The 23,321-nt window shown below is 65.4% G+C and carries 23 protein-coding genes; 11 read left to right on the top strand and 12 right to left on the bottom strand.

Annotation, left to right across the window (positions count from 1 at the left end):
• Positions 1 to 49: 49 nt before the first annotated feature.
• Positions 50 to 340: a YiaA/YiaB family inner membrane protein gene (locus ACQPYR_RS40840; protein ID WP_063044483.1), complete on the bottom strand. Its 291-nt coding sequence runs from the start codon at positions 338 to 340 to the stop codon at positions 50 to 52.
• A 294-nt stretch (positions 341 to 634) separates the two neighbouring features.
• On the opposite strand from ACQPYR_RS40840, the gene ACQPYR_RS40835 reads away from it, so the two are divergent.
• The 4 genes from ACQPYR_RS40835 to ACQPYR_RS40820 all read left to right on the top strand — a co-directional run bounded on the left by ACQPYR_RS40835 (position 635) and on the right by ACQPYR_RS40820 (position 4,641).
• A complete protein-coding gene (locus tag ACQPYR_RS40835; protein WP_433625082.1) occupies positions 635 to 2,386 on the top strand; it encodes an alpha/beta hydrolase in 1,752 nt (583 codons plus the stop codon).
• Entirely contained in the window at positions 2,383 to 3,048 is a 666-nt protein-coding gene (locus ACQPYR_RS40830; RefSeq protein WP_433625080.1) for a lysostaphin resistance A-like protein, read from the top strand. Before ACQPYR_RS40835 ends, ACQPYR_RS40830 begins: the two co-directional genes overlap by 4 nt.
• A 189-nt stretch (positions 3,049 to 3,237) precedes the next feature.
• Positions 3,238 to 3,924, top strand: a complete 687-nt coding sequence (locus ACQPYR_RS40825) for a hypothetical protein (RefSeq protein ID WP_433625078.1) — start codon at positions 3,238 to 3,240, stop codon at positions 3,922 to 3,924.
• 321 nt (positions 3,925 to 4,245) lie between these two features.
• Positions 4,246 to 4,641, top strand: coding sequence for a sterol carrier family protein (locus tag ACQPYR_RS40820; protein ID WP_433625076.1), 396 nt, complete (start codon positions 4,246 to 4,248; stop codon positions 4,639 to 4,641).
• Between the two features lie 147 nt (positions 4,642 to 4,788).
• Here ACQPYR_RS40820 and ACQPYR_RS40815 read toward each other — a convergent pair whose 3' ends face one another.
• The 5 genes from ACQPYR_RS40815 to ACQPYR_RS40795 all read right to left on the bottom strand — a co-directional run bounded on the left by ACQPYR_RS40815 (position 4,789) and on the right by ACQPYR_RS40795 (position 7,588).
• Positions 4,789 to 5,247, bottom strand: a complete 459-nt coding sequence (locus ACQPYR_RS40815) for a hypothetical protein (protein ID WP_433625074.1) — start codon at positions 5,245 to 5,247, stop codon at positions 4,789 to 4,791.
• A complete protein-coding gene (locus ACQPYR_RS40810) occupies positions 5,244 to 5,645 on the bottom strand; it encodes a hypothetical protein (RefSeq protein WP_433625073.1) in 402 nt (133 codons plus the stop codon). Before ACQPYR_RS40810 ends, ACQPYR_RS40815 begins: the two co-directional genes overlap by 4 nt.
• 80 nt (positions 5,646 to 5,725) lie before the next feature.
• Positions 5,726 to 6,064, bottom strand: coding sequence for an SAM-dependent methyltransferase (locus tag ACQPYR_RS40805; RefSeq protein ID WP_433625071.1), 339 nt, complete (start codon positions 6,062 to 6,064; stop codon positions 5,726 to 5,728).
• Positions 6,065 to 6,482: 418 nt separating this feature from the next.
• Positions 6,483 to 6,692 carry a DUF397 domain-containing protein gene (locus ACQPYR_RS40800; protein ID WP_433625069.1) on the bottom strand — a complete coding sequence of 70 codons (210 nt, stop codon included), beginning with the start codon at positions 6,690 to 6,692 and terminating at the stop codon, positions 6,483 to 6,485.
• Entirely contained in the window at positions 6,689 to 7,588 is a 900-nt protein-coding gene (locus ACQPYR_RS40795) for a helix-turn-helix domain-containing protein (RefSeq protein WP_433625067.1), read from the bottom strand. Before ACQPYR_RS40795 ends, ACQPYR_RS40800 begins: the two co-directional genes overlap by 4 nt.
• 521 nt (positions 7,589 to 8,109) lie before the next feature.
• On the opposite strand from ACQPYR_RS40795, the gene ACQPYR_RS40790 reads away from it, so the two are divergent.
• Positions 8,110 to 8,394 (top strand): hypothetical protein, encoded by a 285-nt coding sequence (locus ACQPYR_RS40790; protein WP_433625065.1) that lies wholly within the window; start codon positions 8,110 to 8,112, stop codon positions 8,392 to 8,394.
• Positions 8,395 to 8,534: 140 nt separating this feature from the next.
• Here ACQPYR_RS40790 and ACQPYR_RS40785 read toward each other — a convergent pair whose 3' ends face one another.
• Both ACQPYR_RS40785 and ACQPYR_RS40780 read right to left on the bottom strand, forming a co-directional pair.
• Complete coding sequence (locus ACQPYR_RS40785; protein ID WP_433625063.1) at positions 8,535 to 9,602, bottom strand: acyl-CoA dehydrogenase family protein; 1,068 nt, start codon at positions 9,600 to 9,602, stop codon at positions 8,535 to 8,537.
• A 55-nt stretch (positions 9,603 to 9,657) separates the two neighbouring features.
• Entirely contained in the window at positions 9,658 to 10,911 is a 1,254-nt protein-coding gene (locus ACQPYR_RS40780; protein WP_433635381.1) for an ABC transporter permease, read from the bottom strand.
• Between the two features lie 217 nt (positions 10,912 to 11,128).
• Here ACQPYR_RS40780 and purF point away from each other — a divergent pair, with 217 nt between their 5' ends.
• The 6 genes from purF to purM all read left to right on the top strand — a co-directional run bounded on the left by purF (position 11,129) and on the right by purM (position 19,878).
• Positions 11,129 to 12,688, top strand: coding sequence for an amidophosphoribosyltransferase (gene purF, locus ACQPYR_RS40775; protein ID WP_433635380.1), 1,560 nt, complete (start codon positions 11,129 to 11,131; stop codon positions 12,686 to 12,688).
• A 400-nt stretch (positions 12,689 to 13,088) separates the two neighbouring features.
• Positions 13,089 to 14,645: an ABC transporter substrate-binding protein gene (locus ACQPYR_RS40770; protein WP_433635379.1), complete on the top strand. Its 1,557-nt coding sequence runs from the start codon at positions 13,089 to 13,091 to the stop codon at positions 14,643 to 14,645.
• A 119-nt stretch (positions 14,646 to 14,764) separates the two neighbouring features.
• Complete coding sequence (locus ACQPYR_RS40765; RefSeq protein WP_433635378.1) at positions 14,765 to 15,775, top strand: ABC transporter permease; 1,011 nt, start codon at positions 14,765 to 14,767, stop codon at positions 15,773 to 15,775.
• Positions 15,776 to 15,819: 44 nt separating this feature from the next.
• Positions 15,820 to 16,875, top strand: a complete 1,056-nt coding sequence (locus ACQPYR_RS40760; RefSeq protein WP_433635377.1) for an ABC transporter permease — start codon at positions 15,820 to 15,822, stop codon at positions 16,873 to 16,875.
• A complete protein-coding gene (locus ACQPYR_RS40755) occupies positions 16,872 to 18,581 on the top strand; it encodes an ABC transporter ATP-binding protein (protein WP_433625061.1) in 1,710 nt (569 codons plus the stop codon). The genes ACQPYR_RS40760 and ACQPYR_RS40755 overlap by 4 nt, the downstream gene beginning before the upstream one ends.
• Positions 18,582 to 18,798: 217 nt before the next feature.
• A complete protein-coding gene (gene purM, locus ACQPYR_RS40750) occupies positions 18,799 to 19,878 on the top strand; it encodes a phosphoribosylformylglycinamidine cyclo-ligase (RefSeq protein ID WP_433625059.1) in 1,080 nt (359 codons plus the stop codon).
• 235 nt (positions 19,879 to 20,113) lie between these two features.
• Here the strand turns inward: purM and ACQPYR_RS40745 are convergent, their stop codons facing one another.
• The 4 genes from ACQPYR_RS40745 to ACQPYR_RS40730 form a co-directional block, all read right to left on the bottom strand.
• Positions 20,114 to 20,326: a DUF3073 domain-containing protein gene (locus tag ACQPYR_RS40745; RefSeq protein ID WP_364396718.1), complete on the bottom strand. Its 213-nt coding sequence runs from the start codon at positions 20,324 to 20,326 to the stop codon at positions 20,114 to 20,116.
• 175 nt (positions 20,327 to 20,501) lie between these two features.
• The gene (locus ACQPYR_RS40740; RefSeq protein WP_433625057.1) at positions 20,502 to 21,446 is read right to left on the bottom strand and encodes an asparaginase; all 945 of its coding nucleotides are present in this window, start codon (positions 21,444 to 21,446) and stop codon (positions 20,502 to 20,504) included.
• On the bottom strand, positions 21,443 to 22,165 hold the full coding sequence (locus ACQPYR_RS40735; RefSeq protein WP_433625055.1) for an MOSC domain-containing protein: 723 nt from the start codon (positions 22,163 to 22,165) through the stop codon (positions 21,443 to 21,445). The genes ACQPYR_RS40740 and ACQPYR_RS40735 overlap by 4 nt, the downstream gene beginning before the upstream one ends.
• Positions 22,165 to 23,280, bottom strand: coding sequence for a YgfZ/GcvT domain-containing protein (locus ACQPYR_RS40730; RefSeq protein WP_433625053.1), 1,116 nt, complete (start codon positions 23,278 to 23,280; stop codon positions 22,165 to 22,167). Before ACQPYR_RS40730 ends, ACQPYR_RS40735 begins: the two co-directional genes overlap by 1 nt.
• Positions 23,281 to 23,321: the final 41 nt, after the last annotated feature.

The following is a 23,321-nucleotide window of genomic DNA, read 5'->3' as shown; positions in this document are numbered from 1 at the left end:
ACGTGGGCGGGCCCGAACCCCTCGTCGCCGGACTCGCCCAGGTGCGCCATCAGGCGACGGATTTGAACGGATCGTGCTCGGCCATCAGCTTTTCCATCCGCGCCTCGTCCAAGCGGCGGCTGATGCTCGCCGATTCCTGTTGGTCGCGAACGACCTTCGCCAGGGTGAACGCGCTCGACACCAGGAACAGCACGGACATGCCGAGGAAGCCGCGCTGTGCGATATCGAGTGGCAGGTAGAAGATGCCGACGCCGGTCCCGAAGAAGCTGACGCCGAACGCGATCGCGGCTTGCGCGAGGAAGGCCGAAGAGGTTTTCGGCCGGGCGTTGGGATTGCTCATGAATATGAAGTCTGCTGTTTCGGCGCGTTGCGCAACCGCGTACAACTACTCGAGCGCATTGGGTAGTTGCCGGACGACACGGTAGTGGCACTGCCGCTGGATGATTCGCGAATCGTGTCGGCCGAGCGGCGGTGTGATCTGTACCGGCAATATCGCATGGCGCTCGGGGCAACGCACCCGCTGCCCCGAGCGCACCCGCATACTGTTCGAGTGATGATCGCTACGGACCCGTTGACGTCGCCGCCCGTGCCCGATCCCACCGACAACCCGGGCATCGCGGCGTCGCGCTGACCGATGCTCGAAACCACGACCACCCTGACGAAGCTGCGTGCGCGCGGCGTCGTGATGGTGCGCCGGGCCGAGGACATCATCGATCTGAACTATGCCGGGCTGGTTTTCGCGACGATCTTCTTCGCACTCTCGGTGACGCCGTCGCTGGTACCCCGCGACTGGCTGTTCCAGGGCCTGATCAGCGGCATCAATGCCGCGCTCGGTTACGGGCTCGGCTGCCTGCTGGAGTGGCTGTTCCGGCTCTGGGCCAGGCCGCGGCTGGCCGAGCTGCTGCGCGACCGGATCGCAGCGCCGCCGACTTGGGTGCGCTATGCGGTGAAATCGGCGATCCTGCTCACTGCCGCTGTCACGGCGGCCTTCATGCTGGTGCAGTCGGCTCGCTGGCAACGCGAGATCACCGCGCTGATGGGCATGGCGGGCACCACCACCCCCGCGTATCTGCGTACGGGATTGCTCAGCATCGCGGTGGGGACCGGGGTGGTCGCGGTGTATCGGACGCTGCGCGAGCTCATCCGATTCCTGGCCCGTCAGCTCAACCGCTGGGTGCGGGTCCCGCGCGAGCTGGCGCCATCGGCCGGATTCCTGGTTCTGGTGGTGCTGACCGTCACGGTGTTCAACGGCGTCGCCTCGCGCGCCTTCTTCGCGGTGGCCAACTCGGCATTCAGTGTGCAGAACGATCACACCTCGCCGAATGCGGTCCAACCGGTGCAGCCCGAGCGATCGGGCAGTCCGGCGTCGCTGGCGAAATGGGATTCGCTGGGATTCGAGGGCCGCTGGTTCGTCTCGCACGGTCCCTCCGCGGCCCGGATCAGCTCGATCACCGGTAAGCCCGCGCGTGAGCCGATCCGCGCCTATGTGGGTCTGGAGTCGGCGCCGAGCGGTGATGCGCGGGCCGAGCTCGCGGTCTCGGAACTGGAGCGCACCGGCGCGTTCGACCGGAAGGTGCTGGTGGTGGTCACCACAACCGGCACCGGATGGGTGAATTCCATGGCGGCCGGCGCCATCGAGTACATGTACGGCGGCGATTCCGCCATCGTGGCCTCGCAGTATTCGTATCTGCCCAGCGTGCTGTCCTTCCTCGCGGACCGCGGCAAGGCGTCGGATGCGGGTAGGCAGCTGTTCGACGCGGTCTACCAGCATTGGTCGGCGCGGACCGAGGAGGCGCGCCCGAAGCTGCTCGTGTACGGCGAGAGCCTGGGCTCGCAGGGCTCGGAGGCGGCCTTCGACGGACTCGCCGATCTGCGCTCCAAGGTCGACGGTGCGCTGTGGGTCGGGCCGCCGAATTCGAATCGACTGTGGGAGCAGTTCGTTTCGCGACGCGATCCCGGATCGCGCGAGGTCGAACCGGTGTACGCCGACGGTCTTGTGGTCCGATTCGCCTCCGACAGCGCCGATCTCGCGCGTCCGACCACCGAATGGCGCGCCCCGCGCATCGCCTATCTACAGCACGCCTCCGACCCGATCGTCTGGTGGTCCTCGGATCTGATCTTCTCCCAACCGGATTGGCTGTCCGAACCGCGCGGCTCCGATGTGTCCTCGCAGATGCGCTGGTGGCCGTTCGTCACGTTCTGGCAGGTCACGTGTGACCTGTCCAATGCGCAGGGCGTCGCAGACGGGCATGGGCACCGGTACGGCAGTCTGGTATTGGACGGCTGGATCGCCGTTGCCGCACCGCCGGATTGGACCGTGGATCAGTCCGACAAGATCCGGGCCCAGCTCGAGGCCGCCGAGGACTACGAGCGCGAGATCAAATGACGTTTATCGGGTGTGTCGCGAAAACTGCTGTGGCCGTCGGTGTTCCGTTGGCCTGGAGCAATTGGCTGTTGCCGCGCTCGAAACTGGATCTGCGCGGTCGCACCGCTGCCAATGCCGGGTTCGCGACCGGATACGCACTGGCATTTCGCGGCCGTCCGAACTGGTTGTCCGCGCGGGGGCTCGGTTACGGGCTCGCCTCGGCGGGCGTGGTCGCCACCGGTTATGGTGTGGCCGTTGCCATTCCGGCGCTGCGCGAACGTCTCGGTGGGTTTGCCGACCGGGCTCCGGACGTCCCGCTCGATGAGTGGGTCGCGATACATATCCCGGTCGGAACCGTCTACAGCGAGGAACTCATCTTTCGTGCCACGTTGAACCCGCTGCTGGACAACGCTTTCGGGTCGCGCGGCGGTGCATTGATCGGAGCGGCCATCTTCGGCCTCTGGCACATCCACCCCGCCCGCGCGGCAGGCGACGGCGTTCCCGCGACCATTGCCGCGACCGCGGCCGGTGGCCTCGTATTCGATTTGCTGCGCCGTCGCACCGACAGTGCCACCGCGCCCGCGCTGCTGCACTTCGCCCTGAACGCCGGTGGCGCGCTCGCGCCGCACCTCGCCGCGACGGGTTCGCCGCGCGGTCGACCGGCTTCAGCCGCTGTCACGTAGCGGTTCCCAGCTTGTGGTCGAACCACCCATCCCGGCGCGAACGAGCCCGGATGCGGATACTTGATCGAGGCGACCGAACTCGTTGCCGCCATTGACAATTGAAGAGTGGTCTACCAGCATGGCTGCGGTACTCGGTGCCACACAGGCGCGAGGTTTTCGTCGGCCACGGCAAAGGAGACCAGGCTGATCATGGGGGACGACCAGCACGACGACGAGTCTCGGAACTCGAGCCGACCCCAGCAGGAAGTTCCCCCCGAGCGGCGCAGCTGGATCAGTCGCCACCCCGTTCTCGGCGCGATACTCTTGCCGGTCATTCCCGGGTTGATCGTCGGTTTGATCATCCTCGTGCCGGACAAGTTCTTCGACGCCAAGCAGGACGGAAACTCCTCCGCGCAATCCCCACCACCGGCCCGGACCGAGCCCACCGACCGACCGACCACTGTCTCCGCGCCGCCTTCCCCGACGTCGACCTCGTCGGAGGAGGTTCGGTGGTCCGGCACGGTCAACCTGACCTACCTCGACCTGGACTCCGTCCCGCCCAAGGTGGTATCCGGGAACAATGGCGCCAGCGTGTGGGCCAGCTACAACTACTCTTCGTCCAAGAAATTCTCCGAAGCCACGCTCTACGGTCGCCGAGGCGACTTCCTCACCGTGCAGCCCACCATCGCGTCCTGGAGCAATCCGACCAAGCCGACCCGGCAACAGTGCGCGGACCTCATCGCCACCCAGGGCGTCGACTCCCTGCCCCTCGGCAAGAACAGCAGTTACTGCGTCGAGACCGCGGCCCATCGCGTCGCCTTCATTACCGAACTTTCGGTCAGCGACGCCATCCACGCCTACACAGCTGTTGTGACCGTCTGGTCCGCCACCAGGTGATGGGCCTCGCCTACCACCCATTCTCGCCTGGTCGTCGTCAGCGACACCCGTTGATGATCAGCGAGGTGCAACACGTGATAGCCGACACCAGCGTCATCCTCGATGGCGCACAACCACTTTCGTATCGAGGCCAGCTCACCGATGTGCCGCTGGTGGTCTGATGGCTTCTCGGGTATCCGGCTGGACCGGCTCGACACCATCCGCTGAACGATCGACCCACAGTCGTCTGGCCCGGCGCCTATCCTCGATCCGGCAGGGATCCCCCGGATCCGGCCAAGAGCACGGGCGCTGGGCCGGGCGTCTCCCAGTATTCTCGGCATCGTGGCAGGAAAAGCAAAGGTTGATCCGGCGGAACTACGGACAGCAATCGCGGCGGTCAGTGCTTGGCTGCGCGACGATGCCACGCCCGCACCCGCCCGGCCTGAACTCGCCGCCGCGGTCCGCACCACCGCCCGCACCCTCGCCGCCTCGGCGCCCGGCCATTCCGTCGAGGTCCGCGTCCCACCCTTCGTGGCGGTGCAGTGCATCGAGGGACCACGGCACACCAGGGGCACACCGCCGAATGTCGTCGAAACCGACCCGCGCACTTGGCTTTTGCTTGCCACCGGCCTGCTCGACTTCGACGTTGCGGTGGCATCGGGCGCGGTCAGCGCTTCCGGCAGTCGAACCGGCGAAGTGGCCCACTGGCTGCCCATCACGCGTCCGTCCGCAGACTGACAATCGTCCTGGCCAGTCGCACCGTCCACATGCGGACTGCTCGGAATTCGCCCTCCGTTCACGGCGCCACAAGCCGCGCGGTCTACTTGCAAGAAACGACGGAACCCCCAGGTTTGGCGGGGTTTCCGTCTCAGCATCGTGGAGTTTTCAGCGGGCCGGCAGCGCAATGTGTTCGCGCCGGATGTCGCCACTGGCGACGGCGACGAGGTCTTCCCCGTCATCCAGCGGCATCGCGAAAAATCGCATCCCGTAATGAGATTCGAGCTCGGAGGCGTCGACCTCGACCAATCGTCGCGTCGTCTCGACCGCAATGCCGGGCCGGGCCTCGGCCACCCGGACGGCAACGATCTCGGGGAACCCGTCGCGCCCGCCGGTGCAATACCTCAGTTGCTCGTCAGGCTCGCGCATTCCGCCCATGCCGCCGGAGTGCAGTTTGCCTGCGCCGTTGGTGACCTCCACGAAGGTCATCAGAAAATCGCCATCCCCCGGCCAGCCCATGAGATCGGCTTCAGGGGGTCGTCGTGCGTCGCACCAGACGCGCCAGCTGTATTCGCCGTGAGAGCCGACCGGCGTGACCGGCTCCCAGCCTTGATCGCGGAGGGTCATTTATGGATTGTCACACACGGATAACCGGAGATCGAGACCCGTCCCGTAGGGTCCCACCAGCCAGCACAGATCCGCGTGCCGTCCAGGAACCCCCCGCTTGGCCCGTAACTGTCCCGGTAAACGCCGCTGCCGGTCGCGCCGGCCTGCGTCACCTCGGAGTTGAACCTTTTGGCCTGACCGTCCGGGCCGACGACGATGTAGTACGCCTGCACCTGCCCCTCGCCCCCGTGGCTGGCATATGTGGTGACGGTTTTGCCCACAACCAAACCGGTGCCGATCACCGTGAGGCTGACCGGACCGTCTTGCTTGCTCGCGTCGGCATCGGCAGTGCCGATGGCGAATGCGGCAGTGACTGCGGCTGTCGTGATTGCGGTAGCCGCCAGACGTGCAGTATGCATGATTCCCCCTTTGGAGAGTATTTCGATATTTCTGTACCCGGTCATTCCCGGGCTGGCTCAGTGATCAATTACATTGAGTATCAACGGGTTCCAGATCGCCTATCTCCAGCCGGCACCAGACCGGGTTCGACCACCTCGAAACCTTGCAGGAAGACCGCCAGATGATCGGGTGTCCGGAATTGACACTGCGCCGGGGTGCCCTCGGTGTCGCCAGTCACCTGAGCGACTAGCTCATCGGACGACCACGACGAAGCGTGGGTGAAGGCCAGGATGCTTCCAAGCGCCATCACATCGCGCAGTCGCGCGACGATATCGAACGGGTGATCCTCGTCCATCAAGTAATGCAGCAAGCCAACCATCAGGATCGCGACCGGCTGGCCGAAGTCGATGTGCCCTGTCGAGCTGTCGAATTCTCCCACTGGCTGCCTATCATGCGTCCGTCCGCAGACTGACGATCGTCCTGGCCAGTCGCACCGTCGACGTGCGGACTGCTCGGGACTCGCCCTCCGTTCACGGCGCCACAAGCCGCGCGCAGTCTACTTGAATGCTGAAGTGGCACAACGACTGGTGCCGTATCCAGATACCTTCCGACGCATCGCTGCGCAGGCCGCGGATTCCGTCGAACGTAGTCGAATGGTGGTCGTCCACGCCGAATCAGACCGCCGTATCACTACGCTCGGCGAGCTGTCGGAGGCGGACAGCGCAGCCAGCAATCTGGACGTTGCACTACCAGCTTCAGCGCGAGTTCATGTGTGGACAGTAAAGGCGCAGTGCGCGCAGCGAAGGACAGGCAAGAAATGACGGAACCCCCGGATTCCGGGGGTTCCAGTGGGAGGATTACGGCCGATCGAACTCGCCATCGTTGGCGCGTGCGAGGAATGCGTCCCATTCGGATGGGGTGAAGATCAGCGCGGGTCCCGAGGGGTCTTTGGAGTCGCGTACGCCGATCATGCCGCCGTCGAGGTGTGCGACCTCAACACAGGCTTCTCCCCCGCCGCTCCGGCTGCTCTTGAACCAGCGTGCCCCGGACAGATCAACGCTTTTCACGTCTCGAACTCCTTCGCTACCTGCCTCAGCAGACGTTTGCTATCCGCTTCGGTCAACGCTACTCGGCTGATGGCCTCATGCGCCCCCAGGTATCGACTCACGATGTCCGCACTGTCGTAGTACAGCCGGGAACCGTACGACTCGGCGTAGACCGTGGTCGGCTCGACAGGCTGTTTGGTGCTCAGGTCGGTGGGGAAATGCAGGATCACGAACGGCCCGGTTGCGATGCCCAGCGGGAGGCCCGCCGAGAACGGAATGATCCGAACTCGAACGTTCGGCGGAGTGTCCGCCAGCTTGCGGAGCTGTGCGGCCATAACTCTCTTCCCGCCCACCATGCGCCGAAGGACAGACTCGTCCAGAAGAAGATCCACTTCCACGGGGGACAGCCCGCGTGTGAGGGCGGCTTGCCGCTGCATCCGTACCTGTATTCGCTGCTCCAGCTCGATCGGCGTGTCGGACTTGAAGAACAAACGGTCCAGTGCCCGCGCATAATCGGCTGTCTGCACGATTCCCGGAACCACGTCCGCCTGATACATGATCACATTGGCTGCCGCTGACTCCAAGCTCAGATATGTTCCGAAGTCCTCTGGAATCAGGTCTTCGTAGCGCTGCCACCAACACGAATCATCGACGGGCCTGGTTCGTTCATCTGCCTGCGCGGCAAGGGCTTTGAGCGTCTTCATACGATCCGTGGCGCTGTAGATCTTGCAGAGTGCTTCGATGTCGAGCTGGCGAATCCGGGGACTCTCACCCTTCTCCAGCCGCTGTAGCGTTCCAGCCCCTCGCTCGATCAGGCGGGCGGCGTCGGCTATGGACAGCCCTGCTGCCTGCCGCAGCTCACGCAGCTGGCGTCCGAGCTGGCGTCGGGGGATTGTGGTCGGGTTCTTGCCTGTCATTAGCGTTGCTCCCGAATCTTTGGATGGCACAGCGCCTGTTGATGGGTGTGTGGATCGGAGTTGCCTGGATGACATCGCGCATCCGGATCGGATGCCTTGCTGGACAAACGGATGGATCTTCTTGGACGGCCCAATTGTGCTGTAAAACCGTGAGACCTGGTGATTTCCTAAGCGCGCACCTGGTGAACGGAAATTCGTTGAAACCCCCACGCTCTCCCAGCTGAAGGGTACTGCGGGACACCGACAAATGACACCGACCGTCGTTGCCTCCGGTGGCCGACCCCCTGCGGCCCGTCACCAGGTGCCTCCAACCGAACCGAGGGAAGTGCCGACGTGGACCCCCTTCTCGATCACCGCGCAACCGAAATCAATAGCAGCACACACGCTCACACGATCATGCAAGACCACAAAGAGTGTCCGACCACCGTTTGCGCGGCCAAGCTTCAGGCCAAGCTCTACCTGGTACACCACGGCCTGCTGCAGCCGCGAACCAACTCCCGCGACCGCTTCGGATTCTGATCATGGATATCGCAGAGAAGGCACAGGTCGAAGCGGCCGTGATCCGTGAAGTCATCGACGCGGTGGACAAGCGGATCTCCGCGATGGCGGGCACTCGGAAACTCACCGTGCCCAAGGCCCGCATCTATGCCGCGGTCATCTATGAAGTCCTGGCCAGCGCCCGCGAGAACTCCATCGGCTCAATGTGTCTGCTCGACGCGCCACTCCTGGACGCCATCCTGGACGGCGATGAGGTCGAGGGAACCGATGTCTTCGACCGAATCCTGGAAGTCATCATCACCAGTTGAAAGAATTCCCGCCCGAGAGGTCTTCGGTAGGGGGTACGGGGGTGCCCAGGATAGCCGCTATCACAACAGGTTCCGGCGCCGTGTCTACATTTTGCCCAGCGCAGGCGTGAATCCCGGTGCGGGATGCGCGGATTCGCAGGCTAAGGGTAGACGGTGTCGGAGGCCTGGGTCAGGCGGTCCAGCAGCGCGGTCCTGATGGCCGGACGGGACCCGAAGACCAGGGTGAAGGTGGCCTCGCGGACGGAGCGTTCGGCGAGGTTGCCGCGGGTGACCGCCGCGCTGCCGACCGCGGTCACCAGGGCGGTGGCCACGCGGACGGCGAGTTCGGAGGCACGGGCGCGGGCCAGGTAGACATCCGACTGGCCGGTGAGCGCATCGTCGAGTTCGGTTCGGATGCGGGCGGATTCGGCGGCTAGGGCGGTGGTGTCGATACCGAGCCGGGTGAGTTCGCCGACACAGCGCCGCACGATGCCGAGAGCGATCGCGCCGTTGCGCCAGGCGGCCAGGATGAAGGAAGCGTTGAAGCTGCGCAGCGAAATCCGGTTGTCCACAGCGGAATCGGGCACCTGGACACCGTCGAAGGTGAGCGTCACGGTCTTGCTCGCGTCCGCGGCGATGAGCGGGAGCGGGGTGGCATGCATCGTGGGGCCCGGTTCGGCGGGCACCAGCACGCTGATCAGCGATCCTTCGTCGTCGGCATCGCGCGCCATCACGCCGAGGACGTCCACCAGACCCCACCCGGTGACGAACGGCGCGGTGCCGTCGAGCACATACCCACCGTCGACGCGACGCGCGATCAGGCCGGGTTGGTCGTTCGCGCCCGCGTAACTCACACCCGCGCGCACCCGTCCGTGCCGCAGATCCTCGGTAAGTCGTTCGCGCAGTTCGAGATTCGGTGAGGTGGCGATCCGTCGCGCGACCCCGAGATGCTGCGCCCAGACGAAGGTGGTCGTCAGACATCCGGCCACCAGGATCTCACCGGCCTGGGTAAAGGTGGCGATATCCATATCGGCCCGCCTCGTCACCCGGCCACCACCCCTCATCGAATCGCTGCGCGATGCTGGGTCCATGGTCGCGCCGTAGAAGCCGTACTCGGCGAGTAGGTCGAAATGGCTGCCGGGAATTTCGCCGGTGCGGTCGACCGCGTCGGCCTGTGGTGCGAATACTTCATCGGCCAGATAACGCGCGTGTTCGATCCACGAATTCACAGGACCCATCTTGGTGCATGCCGCGAACTCGGTCGCAGCCGCCACGGGGCTCGACTCAGCCGCGGGACAGATCGCGCCGATGCAGGCCCCGGTAGTCGTAGTACCGGGTGATGAAGGTGCCGAGCACCAGCCCGATCGCGAGCCCGAGCACCGCCATCCACACCCCGCGCGCCAACCCCGCCGGGAAGTTCGCGTCGAAATAGAGAATTGCGCGCACACCGACGAACACCTGGTGCATCGGCTCGAATTTCGCCAGCCAGCCCAGATATTTCGGTGTCGCCTCGATCGGCACGGTGCCGCCCGAGGAGGGCAGCCCGAGAATGATGAACAGGATCAGGTTGATCAGCAAACCCGCCGAACCGGCCGCTGCGAGGATGGACAACCCGGTGATCCCGACCGCAATGATGGCCAGCGCGCTATAGAGAAACAGCGTGAGCGGATGATCGATCGGCATATCGAGCAGCCGAGCCACGCCCAGGAATACGCCGGCGACGATATTCGCGGTGATCACCATCACACCCCATTTGATCAGCAGCGTATTGAACCGCGAGATCGGAGTGGCCGGAAAATGCACGTACCACGGCCCGTATTCGGTGGGCACGAATCCGAGTGCGGCATCGATCATGGTGTGAACGGTCATCGAGCCGACCAGTCCGGCGAGCAGAAGTAGCAGCGCGTAGAAGAACGCCGTCAAACCCTGTCCGGTGCCGGACGGCAGCGGACGGAACGGCGAGACGACGATGTGCACCGGATCCGCGAGCGCCACCCGCGTCGCACCCGTCAACTCGGGCGCTGCCCCGCCGCTCGGCGGCGTCAACTGCGCATTCACCTGATCGGTCAGCTTCTTACCGACCTGCTCGTTCACCTGGGTCAGCGCCTGGGTGCCGATGGTCGTGACGATATTGGTGACGAACGCACCACTGCGCGGATTCGTCTGCAGCGTCAGCGTCGGGCGCTGGATATCACCGGGCACCACACTGCCCACACCGAGAATGCCGAGGCGCTTACTGAAATCGCTGGGGATCAGGATCGTGCCGTAGACCGCACCGGACTGCAGCTTCAGCTCGGCGTCGTTGATGCCGAGCACCTGCAGATCGACCTTGTCCGCCGGAATGCCGTGGCGCAGCGCATCGGTGATCTGTGTGCCGAAATTCACCTGCTGCCCGCCGACCGTATCGCCGACGTCCTGGTTCACCAATGCGATCGGGAAGTCGTGCAGGTTCTTCTCCGGATCGACGACGTAATCCAGATACATCGTGGCCAGCAGCGCCATGAACAGCGTAAGTACCGCGATCGGGACCAGCCACATGCGCGCGGTCAACCGGGTATCCGACCCACGGGTGCGCGCACTGTCCGAAGTCGTCACGGCTTGGCACGGTAGCACCGTGCCGTGTGGAAAAACGGCAGCGTCGCTCGGCGATTGCTGTGCCTACCCGGTGGCGGTGATCGCGGCGCATCGTTCACCCGTAGAATGGCCATTGCCCCCAGCCCGCCCGAACAGGGAGCAAACGGTGACCAACGCCGAGATGCCGGTCGAAACTACCCCCGATCAGGTCGAGAACGAACCACGCGAAGAGTGTGGTGTGTTCGGAGTCTGGGCGCCGAGCGAGGACGTGGCCAAGCTCACGTACTACGGCTTGTATGCGCTGCAACACCGCGGCCAGGAAGCCGCGGGCATCGCCGTCTCCGACGGCTCACAAATTCTGGTCTTCAAGGATCTGGGCCTGGTCAGCCAGGTCTTCGACGAGCAGACGCTGGCCGCGATGCCGGGGCATATCGCCGTCGGTCACTGTCGCTACTCCACCACCGGCTCAACCACCTGGGAGAATGCGCAGCCGATCTTCCGTACCACCGCAGTCGGTTCCGGACTTGCGTTGGGCCACAATGGAAATCTTGTCAATACCGCCGAATTGAGCGCGCGCGCACGCGAACTCGGGCTGATCGGTATGCCGCCGGTCTCCGGTGGCCGCCCCGCGCCGATCACCGCCACCTCCGACTCGGATGTGATGACCGCGCTGCTCGCGCACGCCGCCGCGGATTCGAGCATCGAGCAGGCCGCGATGAAGCTGCTGCCGACCCTTAAGGGCGCGTTTTGTCTGACCTTCATGGACGAGCACACCCTCTATGCCGCGCGGGATCCGCACGGTGTTCGTCCGCTGTGCCTCGGTCGGCTCGACCGTGGCTGGGTTGTAGCCAGTGAGACCGCCGCGCTGGATATCGTCGGCGCCGCCTTCGTCCGGGAGATCGAGCCGGGCGAATTGCTGGCGATCGATGCCGACGGCGTGCGGTCCATGCGCTTCGCCAATCCCGAACCCAAGGGCTGTGTCTTCGAATACGTCTACCTGGCCCGGCCCGACAGCACCATCGCCGGTCGCTCGGTGCATGCCACCCGGGTGGAGATCGGCCGTCGCCTGGCCAAGGAACATCCGGTCGAGGCCGATCTGGTTATCCCGGTGCCGGAGTCCGGCACTCCCGCCGCGGTCGGTTACGCGCAGGGTTCGGGTTTGCCCTACGGGCAGGGCCTGATGAAGAACGCCTACGTCGGACGCACCTTCATCCAGCCGAGTCAGACCATCCGCCAGCTCGGCATCCGGCTCAAGCTGAATCCGCTGCGCGAGGTGATCCGCGGTAAGCGGCTGATCGTGGTGGACGACTCGATCGTGCGCGGCAATACCCAGCGCGCGTTGATCCGGATGCTGCGCGAGGCGGGCGCGTTGGAGATCCATGTGCGGATCGCCTCGCCGCCGGTGAAGTGGCCGTGCTTCTACGGCATCGACTTCGCCTCGCGCGCGGAGCTGATCGCCAATGGCGCGGGCGCCGATGACAGCTACGACGACATGGTGGAGGCGGTGCGCCGTTCGATCGGCGCGGACACCCTCGGCTACATCTCCACCGAGGGCATGATCGCCGCCACCGAGCAGCCGCGCTCGCGGTTGTGCTCGGCCTGCTTCGACGGCGATTACCCGATCCCGCTGCCCACCGAGGCGGCCATCGGCAAGAACGTGCTCGAGGGCATGCTCACCGGCCAGTCCGAGGCAATGTTGTTGAGCGAGAACGCGAATGCGAGTGCGTTGAGCCGTCCCTGACGCCATTAGAAGATCGCGAACCCCTCGGCAAGAGAATGCCGGGGGGTTCGATCTTGTTCGGGGCCGGCTTACCGCGCGACCTGTCCGCGGTCGTGCCATGGCCTACTCGAGACGCGGCGATCACGCATTCGGGGCGAACCTGGTCATTCGTCCGGTGATCCGGTGTTGCCCGCGCACCGTTCGTAACCTCCGCTAACAGGCCCGTGATTTTTTCTTTGAAAACGCAACATCCCAGAAATGGATCGTGGGTACGGTGCCCGACATATCGGAAGTTCACCGTGCCCACCACAGTGCTGTGATCCAGCACACGTGGTGGGCGCTCGAGAAGTGGGGCCTGATGATGAGGGTTTCGAACAAGTCTGGGCGACGGGATCGGATGCGACGAATCGCGGCGGTCGGGATGGCGGCACTGGCCGTCTCCGCGATCGCGGGATGCGGTTCCGGGCGCACCGGCGGGGGTGGTGACGGAGCAGGTTTGGTGGCGGGCACCACGGACAAGATCTTCTCGCTGGACCCCGCGGCCGCCTACGACAACGGTTCGCTGCTGGTCGAAACCCAGATCTATTCGTATCTGCTGAATTTCGCGCCCGGCGATGCCACCCCGAAGCCCGATGCCGCAGAGAAATGTGACTTCAGCTCTCCGACGGTGTACACCTGCAAGCTGAAGTCGGGGCTGAAGTTCGCCAATGGGAACCCGTTGACCGCCAAGAGCGTCAAGTTCTCCTTCGATCGCATGCTGGGCATCAACGACCCGAACGGTCCCGCCTCGCTGCTGGGCAATCTCGAGAAGACCGAGATCGCCGACGACCTGACGGTGAACTTCACCTTGAAGGTCGCCAACGATCAGACCTTCCCCGCGATCCTGCCGACCCAGGCCGGTCCGATCGTGGACGAGAAGGTCTTCCCGGCCGACAAGGTGCTGCCGGATGAGGAAGTGGTGAAGACGAAGGGCTACTCGGGCCCGTACACGATCGCCAGCTACGACAAGAACAAGCTGGTCGAGTACAAGGCGTTCCCGGATTACAAGGGCATCCTCGGCACACCTAAGACATCGCAGGTCTCCACCAAGTACTACGCGACCTCCGACAATATGAAGCTCGATCTGCAGAGCGGTGCGCTCGATGTCGCCTACCGATCCTTCACGCCGACCGATATCGAATCGCTGCGCAAGGACAGCAAGGTCAAGGTGGCAGACGGGCCCGGCGGCGAGCTGCGCTACATCGTCTTCAATCTGAACACCATGCCGGGCGGCACCCCGGAGCAGAAGCTGGCGGTGCGCAAGGCCATCGCGTCATCGATCGACCGACCCGCGCTGGCCGAGGGCGTCTACAAGAACACCTATCAGCCCGCGTACGGCTTTGTGCCGCAAGGTATGCCGGGTGCGGCCGAGCCGCTCAAAGACCTCTACGGGGCCAAGCCCAATAAGGATGCGGCGGCGAAGTTCCTCTCCGGTGCGGGCGTCGCGACACCGGTGGAGCTGAACCTGCAGTACAACCCCGATCACTACGGTTCGAGCAGCTCCGAGGAGTATGCGGCGATCAAATCGCAGCTGGAGTCGACCGGGCTGTTCAAGGTGAATCTGCAATCCACCGAATGGGTTACCTACCAGAAGGAACGGGCCCGCGACGGTTACCCGCTCTATCACTTCGGCTGGTTCCCGGACTACCCGGACGCCGATGACTACCTGACCCCGTTCTTCGGCCCCAACAACTTCCTGCAGTCGCACTTCGAGGACCCGAAGATCAACGCGCAGCTCACCGCGGAGACGACCGAGCAGGACAAGACCAAGCGCATCAAGCTGCTCGAGGACGTACAGAAGGATCTCGCGCAGAACTACCTGCCGACCCTGCCGCTGCTGTCCGGTAAGCAGATCGCGGTGTCGAATCCGAGCGTCAAAGGTGTGTCGGACACACTCGACGCGTCCTTCAAGTTCCGGTACACGGTGCTGAGCAAGTGACATCGGGCGAAGCCGGGCCCGAAGCTGTTGCCGCCGCTGAAAAGCAGGCACCGGTTCGGGCCCGGCGCTTCGGGCTGCTAAGGGCCGGGAAGTCGAGTGGGGATTCCCGGCAGCTGGCGTTGTTGCGGTACTTGGTGATTCGACTGTTCTTGATCCTGCCGACGGCGTGGATCCTGGTCACCGTCGTGTTCTTCCTGATGCGGGTGATCGGCGATCCGATCAGCGCCGCAATGGGCGGACGGATGACCCAGGAACAGATCGAAGTGCGCAAGGAGGCCGCCGGTTTGAACCGGCCGATCCTGACCCAGTATTGGGAGTACATCTCCGGGCTGATGCACGGGGATTTCGGTCACTCCCAGGACAATCGGCAGATCAGCGAGGTGGTGACAACCTACGGCGCGGCGACCCTGGAACTGGTGTTCTGGGCGCTGCTCGTCGCCTTCGCGGTCGGCGTGCCGCTCGGCAGATACGCTGCGACACATCGTGATTCGACGGCCGACGCCGGGCTGCGGTTGTTCGCCATCCTGGCATACGCGGCGCCGGTCTTCTTCGTCGGTCTGCTGCTGAAGCTGATCTTCGCGGTGAAGCTGGAGTGGCTGCCCGTCGCAGGCCGGGCGAGCACCCCCGTCGAGCTACAACTGCAGCATGTCTCGCCGAAGACCAACATCATGGTGGTCGACGCAATCCTCTACGGGGACAACAGCTATCTGATCGATGTGCTGAAGCACGCGATATTGCCCGCGGTCGCACTCGGTCTGTTGACAGCGGGCATCTTCCTGCGCTTGGTGCGAGTCAATCTGATACAGACGCTGCAGAGCGAATTCGTGGATGCCGCACGCGCACGCGGACTTTCGGCGCGGGTGGTGACGGGACGACATGCCGTGCGCAACGCGATGATTCCGATCATCACGGTGATGGGCATGTATATCGCGACGCTGCTCGGCGGTGCGGTGCTCACCGAGACCACCTTCGAATGGAAAGGGCTGGGTTATCAGCTCGCGGAATACCTGCATCAACGCGATTTCATCGCGGTGCAGGGGATTGTCGCGTTCCTGGCGCTGGCCGTCGCGGTCATCAGCTTCCTGGTGGATGTCATCGTCGCGCTGATCGACCCGAGAGTGAGGTTCTGATGACCGCTCCGGAATTGGCGAACGAACCACTGGTGATCCCGCCGATGCCGACGGCGAAGCGCAGGCGGATCCCCGGATTGCGGCTGTTCACCATGACCGCCGGATTGCAGCGGGTGACGCTGATCGTCGGACTCGCACTCGTCGCGGCATTCGTATTCGTCGCGATCTTCGCACCGCTGATCGCACCGTACGGGCTCGCCCAGAACTCTTCGGACGGAGTCGCTTTCGTCGCACAGCAACCGCCGTCGGGTCAGCATTGGTTCGGCACGTCGGTGCGCAGCGAGGATGTGCTGTCCCGGGTGATCTTCGGCGCTCGCACCGCGCTGTTCGTGATCGCGATCTCGCTGGTGATGTCACTGGTCGTCGGGGTACCGCTGGGATTGGTGTCCGGGTACATCGGACGTGCGCTCGACCGGGTGCTCGTGCTGTTCATGGACGCCATCTACGCATTCCCGACCCTGCTGCTCGCGATCGTCGTGTCCATCGTGGTCGCGGGTGGGCAGTCGAGCAGCTTCGGCGGCGTGCTGTCGGCGGCCGTCGCGATCACGGCAATCTATGTGCCGCAATACTTTCGGGTGGTTCGCAATGCGACCGTCGCGGTGAAGAACGAACCGTATGTGGACGCGGCCAGGGTCACCGGTGCGTCCACCACTCGAATCATGTTCCGGCACATCCTCGCCAACGTCACGCAGTCGCTGCCGGTGATCGTCACCCTCAACGCGGGCGATGCCATCCTGACGTTGGCCGCGCTGGGCTTCCTCGGGTTCGGTATCGAACCGACCCAGGCCGCCGAATGGGGTTACGACCTCAACAAGGCGCTTTCCGATGTGTCCAATGGCATTTGGTGGACGGGTATCTTCCCCGGCACGGCCATCGTGCTGGTCGTACTCGGGCTGACATTGGTCGGCGAAAGCCTCAACGAGGTGCTGAATCCGTTGCTGCGCACCCGTCGTGCCCTCGCCCCCGCCACGGTCGCCGGTGACACCGCCCTCGAAAAAGACGTTCCCGCAACGGAACTCACCGCCGCTGAACTGGATCTGCGCGAAAGCGACAGCGCCGCCGATAAAGACAGTTCAGCAGGGGAAGGAGTATCGCAATGACCGAAGCGGTCGCCGAGACCAAACCCCCGGCGCTGTCCATCGAATCGCTGTCGGTCACCTTCGCCACCGACGCCGGTCCGGTCTACGCGGTCAGCGATGTCTCCTACGAGGTGTTCCCCGGCGAGGTGCTCGCCATCGTCGGGGAATCCGGCTCCGGCAAATCGGTGAGCTCGCGGACCGCGATCGGACTGCTGCCGAATACCGCGCGGGTCGACGGCCTGGTCACCCTCGGTGCGGACAAGGTCACCTCGATGAGCGAGCGGCAGCTCACCGCGCTGCGCGGCGGCGCGATCTCGATGATCTTCCAGGAGCCGGGTCGCGCACTCGACCCGCTGTTCACAGTGGGCTATCAGATCGCCGAGGCACTGCGGGCGCACAGCGATATGAGCCGCAAGGCCGCCAAGGCCAGGGCGATCGAACTGCTGCGCATGGTCGGCCTGCCCGATCCAGAGCATCGGGTGGACTACTACCCCCATCAGCTCTCCGGTGGCCAGAAACAGCGCGTGATGATCGCGATCGCGATTTCCTGCGAGCCGAAGGTGATCATCGCCGACGAACCGACCACCGCACTCGATGTCACCGTGCAGGCCGAAATCCTGGAACTGCTGCGCGATCTGCGCGATCGCATCGGCAGCGCCATCGTGCTGATCACGCACAATATGGGCGTGGTCGCCGATATCGCCGACCGGGTGGTGGTCATGCGTGACGGCAAGGTGGTCGAGCAGGCGCCGGTGGACGAGCTTTTCGCGGCGCCGAAGCAGGAGTACACCCGCAAACTGCTCGCGGCCGTTCCGCATTTGGGCACCGAGCAGTTGGAGCACGGCGCGGTCGAGGAGGTCGCCGCGGGCGAGCCGGTGCTCGAGGTGACCGATCTTGTCGTGCAGTTTCCCGGACCGTTCGGCCGACCACCGTTCCGCGCCGTGGACGACGTGAGCCTGTCCATTCGGCCCGGCGAAACCCTCGGCCTGGTCGGCGAATCCGGTTCCGGGAAGTCGACCATCGGCCGCTGCGTCGCGGCCTTGCAGCGCCCGACCTCGGGGGTCGTGAAGGTGCGCGGACAGAACATCGCGGAGCTGTCACAGCGGCAGCTGCGACCGATTCGCCGCCGCTTCGGATTCGTCTTCCAGGATCCGGCCAGCTCGCTGAATCCGCGGCTCACGGTCGGCGACTGTGTGGCGGAACCGCTGATCGTGCACAAGACGGGCAGTTCGGCGGAGATCCGGGCGCGAGTCCGCAAACTCCTCGATGACGTGCAGTTGCCCGCGGGCACCGAACGCCGCTATCCGCACGAACTGTCCGGCGGCCAACGGCAGCGCGCCAGCCTGGCCAGAGCGCTGGTCCTCGATCCGGATCTGCTGGTGGCCGACGAGCCGACCAGTGCGCTGGACGTCTCGGTGCAGGCGGCGGTGCTGGAACTGTTCGGTCAGCTGCAGCAGGAATGCGGCTGGGCCTGCCTGTTCATCAGCCACGATCTGGCGGTCGTCGACCAGCTGGCCGACCGGATCGTCGTACTGCGCAACGGCGCGGTGGTCGAGCAGGGTGATCGTGATCGCATTCTGCGCCGTCCGGAGCAGGAGTACACCCGGCGACTGGTCGCCGCGGTGCCGGTGCCGGATCCGGTGGAGCAGCGGCGCAGGCGTGCGCAAACGGCCGCCCTATTCGCGACAGAGCACGAGGGCGGCCGCGAGCACGAACGTGACGACTGATTTCGTGAGTACACGGGTAACTCGTCGGGAACGCCCAGCAGGTGTCACCTGTCCCAACCGTCGGCCCGGTCTCGAACCCTCCTGGCACTCGCGACCGGCCGAAGTCCCGGGGAGGCGGGGAGCCATACAGCGCTACGTCCGGTGCAAGCTTGTTATGTGGCTCCGGTAGCGTGAGCTGGCATCTATCCGCCGATTCGGTTTGGAGCTTTCCCCGAAAATGACTGAACAGACCCCCAGTGGTGCCGGTGCTTCCTACGCCGCGGCCGGCGTGGACATCGAGGCAGGTGACCGCGCAGTCGAGTTGTTCGGGCCATTGGCGAAGAAGGCCAGCCGACCCGAGGTGCAGGGTGGGCTCGGCGGTTTCGCCGGCCTGTTCGCACTGAAGGGTGGCTACCGCGAGCCGTTGCTCGCGGCCTCCACCGACGGGGTCGGCACCAAGATCGCGGTCGCCCAGGCGATGGACAAGCACGACACGGTTGGCCTCGACCTGGTCGCCATGGTCGTGGACGATCTGGTGGTCTGCGGCGCCGAGCCGCTGTTCCTGCAGGACTACATCGCCATCGGCAAGGTCGTCCCGGAGAAGGTGGCCGAACTGGTCTCCGGTATCGCGGAGGGCTGCGTGCGGGCGGGCTGCGCACTGCTCGGCGGCGAGACCGCCGAACATCCCGGCCTGATGGATCCCGACGACTACGACCTGTCCGCGACCGGTGTCGGCGTGGTCGAGGCCGATTCGGTGCTCGGTCCGGACCGGGTGCGTCCCGGCGATGTGGTGATCGCCATGGGCTCCTCGGGCCTGCACTCCAACGGCTACAGCCTGGCCCGCAAGGTGCTGCTCGATATCGACCGGATGTCGCTGACCGGCCATGTCGAGGAGTTCGGCCGTACCCTCGGTGAGGAGCTGCTCGAGCCGACGGTCATCTACGCCAAGGACTGCCTCGCGCTGATCGCCGAAACCGACGTGCGCACCTTCGCACACGTCACCGGCGGTGGCTTGGCCGCGAATCTGGGCCGGGTGATTCCCGCGGGCATGGTCGCCGAACTGGATCGCGGAACCTGGAATCCGGCGCCGGTATTCAAGATGATCGCCCAGCGCGGCCGGGTCGATCGGGTCGAAATGGAGAAGACCTTCAATATGGGCGTCGGCATGGTTGCCGTGGTGGCACCCGAAGACGTCGACCGGGCCCTGGCCGTGCTGACGGCACGGCACATCGCCTGCTGGACCCTCGGCACCGTCAAGAAGGCCAAGGACGCCGACGCGGTCCGCGCCTTACTGGTCGGCGAGCACCCGCGCTTCTGAGTCTGAGTCTTTGGCAGCGCCTGCGGCGCTGCGTGTTCGCGGCCCCCTGGTGTGCGGTGGCCTCGCCTTCGCGCGTAGTGATTCCGTTTGTCGCGCATGGAAATTCACAACAGCGTCCCGCATCGTCGGATGCGGGACGCTGTTGTTGTGCAAGCCTCGAATGGTTAGTCCGGTCACGCGGCTTCAACGGGTGAAGGGGGAGGCCCGTCGGCCTCCCCCTTCGTCGTCTACCGAGTCAGCGGCGCCAGTCGTTGTAGTCGTCGTCCTCGTCCCAGCGGGATGAGGATTCGTCCGCGTCGTGCTCATCGGACAGCACACCACCACTCCGCTGGGAGGTGGGGCTACCCGAAAGCTCGCGCTGAAGGCTCGCGAAGTCAGTCGGCGCGGAGCTGTACTTCAGCTCGCGTGCGACTTTGGTCTGCTTTGCCTTAGCCCGGCCACGGCCCATGGCTGACCCCCTCGCGTCACTGCGGGGCGGCCTGGGGTTTGTTGGCGGCCCCGTTCGAATTAATACTCTTCCTGACAGACACTTTAGCGTGTGTCAGGCGGTCGCGCTTCCAGGAGTGGGGGAAGAACTCCGGAAGTGGCGCCGTTTGCCCGGTTGTCGCCGTCGGGCCGCCCCCTCAGACGACCCCGGGAATCGCTCGGATGACGCCGACCCTGGCACCGCCGCCGAGCACCGGCGGCGCCGCGAGCTCGGCATGCGCGGCGGTCCATTCGACGCCCATGCGATGCAGAATGGCCAGCGTCAGGGGGATTCGCGCACGGTCGTGACCATCGGCGATCTTGTATGCGAAGGCCGTTCCGTCCGGTAGCGCACCCGCGTGCACACCGTCCGCGCCGATCTTGCAGACCAGGCCGGGGGTGGCCTGCATGGTCAGTAAATCGGGTGCGTTGGTGCCGGAAATCACTCGCGGATTGGCGCGAATCGCATCGGCGACGCGCCGCTGCGGCGAACCGGGCGCGGCGGTAGCCATGGCCGCGAACGCACGGGCCAGATTCACCAGCGAGACGGGAATGATCGGAAGACCGCAGCCATCGATGCCGAGGTCGGTTTCGGGTTCGCCGGTGAGGTGGGTGATGGTGGCGATCACCGCCTGTTGCAGCGGATGCGACTGGTCCAGGTAGCCCTCGGTGGGCCAGCCGTTGACGGCGCAGGTGGCAAGCATGGCCGCGTGCTTACCGGAGCAGTTCATGTACACGCGGCGGGGTTCGGGTAGTGCCTCGGCCCGCGCGCGCTCGTCCTGCGGTAGGTCGGGCGGGCATTCGAGGGCCTTCTCGTCGAAACCGAAACGGTCGAGCAGGCGCTCGACCAGGGCGACGTGATCCGGTTCGCCATAGTGCGATGCGGTCGCGATGGCCAGCTCGGCATCGTCGAGCGGTTCGAAGCCGTTGCGCAGCAAGGTGATCGCCTGCATGGGCTTGTTGGTGGAACGCGGGAAGATCGGGACGTGCACCTCGCCGAGCGCGAGGGTCGGTTCGCCGTCGGTGCCGAGGATCACCACCGAACCGCTGTGCACGCATTCGCGGAAGCCGGAGCGGACGACCTCGACCAGTTCGACCGTCATAGCTCGGCTCCTGTCGGTTCGGCCCGCTGCTCGCGCGCGCTTGCCACATCGGACCGCTGCTCGCGGGCCCGGGCGGCATTGGCGTTGCGGCGGCCGTGCCGCTCGATCTGCATCCGCACATCATCGGAGATGGTCGGTTCGGTCGCGAGCAGAATCGCGAGAAGATCGGGATCGCGGCCGGTGAACAGGTCGCGCACGGTGATGCCGTGCTCGGGTGTGTGCACGATGCGCACCTCGTCGCCCACGCCGATCGTGCCCTCGGTGAGTACGCGCAGGTAGGCGCCGGTATCGCTCTGCAACGTGAACCGCTTGACCCAGTGCGACTCGCCGGCCCAGTGCTGGAAGGTCGAACACGGCACGCGGGGCGCGCTCACTTCGAGCAGGGTGTCCCCGATGGTCCAGTGCGCACCGATCACCGCATCGCTGACCGGGAGTCCGGCGATGCGCAGATTCTCGCCGAACCAACCCGCGGGCAGTTCGCGGCCGAGTTCCTCGCCCCAGCGCCGCGCGTCTTCCTCGGCGTAGGCGTAGACGGCCTGATGTACGCCGCCGTGATTCTTGGTGTCGCACACGTAGTCGCCGTCCAGACCGTGGGCGCGCGCGGCGACGCGATGGGGAACAGGTCGCTTGTCGATGGCCGTCCGGCCGACACGGGTCGGCACCTCCAGTTCGGCATGGACGACGCACACGGCAAGCACCCGAGCGCTATCGGGCTGCATCAACGGCCACGCAACCGGTCGACGGCGATCCGACCCGCCTGGGGTGCGTCGTCGGCGGGGACCGAATCCGGATCGATGGCGGCGGCGGTCGGGCCCGCGACCAGTTCGGTATCGGCCGGGATGGTGCGTTTGATCAAAGCCAGTGCGATGGGACCGAATTCGTAGTGGTCGATGACGGTGCCGAGTCGGCCGACAGCACGGCCGCCCGCGGTGACGTCCTCGCCGGTGGCCGGACGTTCGTCGGCCGAGCCGTCGAGATGCAGCAGCACCAGGTGGCGCGGCGGCTTGCCGAGGTTGTGCACCCGGGCCACCGTTTCCTGGCCGCGATAGCAGCCCTTGTCCAGGTGCACCGCACCGTGTTCGGCGATGCCGCCGATCCAGCGGACCTCGTGCGGGATGGTCCGTTCGTCGGTGTCGAGTCCGATCCTGGGGCGCAGTGCCGCGACGCGCAGTGCCTCGAAGGCCCACATGCCCGCGGGTTCGGCGCCGGCGGCGGTGAGGCGGGCCCAGCGGTCGGCGAGTTGGTCACGCGGGATGACCAGGTCGAACGAGTCCGCGGTGGGCCACGGCATGCGGCGCAGGAAACCGCCGTCGGGCAGCGGCACTGCTTCGTATGTGTCCGGGAGGGCGGAAATGCCGAGCGCCTCGGTCAACTCGGTTATGCGCGGGCCGAGCAGGCTCAGCACCGCGTGATCGGCGGCCTCGACCGGTTTGGCATCGGCCCAGAAAACCATCTTCGCGAGGAACTCCAGCAGCGCCGGTCCGTGCTCGCCTTCGGTGTCGATCCACACGGTGCTGTCGAGTTCGGTCAGCACGAAGTGGTGCAGCACCCGGCCGTTGAGATCGAGGTCCAGGTTCTCGGCGGACCGACCGTCGCCGAGGCTCGCGATGTGCTGGCTGCTGATGGTGTGCAACCAGGTCAGCCGCTCGGCCCCGGTGATTTTCAGGACGAAGCGATGCGACCGATCAACGATCGCCACCCGCTCCGCGGCGGCGCGCTGCTCTCGGAAGGGATCCCCGTAATGCCAGGCGACGGCGGCGTCCGGCGTACCGGCCGCGCCCGCGACGGCGCCCGGGACAGCGAGGATGGGACTGGGTGCGACGACCACGGACACGTAAACCACTCTAAGCGCGAACCGTATTGCTTGCTGTCAGC

It is taken from the genome of Nocardia sp. CA-120079, from assembly GCF_050955745.1.
Taxonomy (GTDB): domain Bacteria; phylum Actinomycetota; class Actinomycetes; order Mycobacteriales; family Mycobacteriaceae; genus Nocardia.
The sequence above is the reverse complement of the archived record's forward strand: the minus strand, read 5'-3'. Positions and strand labels throughout refer to the sequence as shown.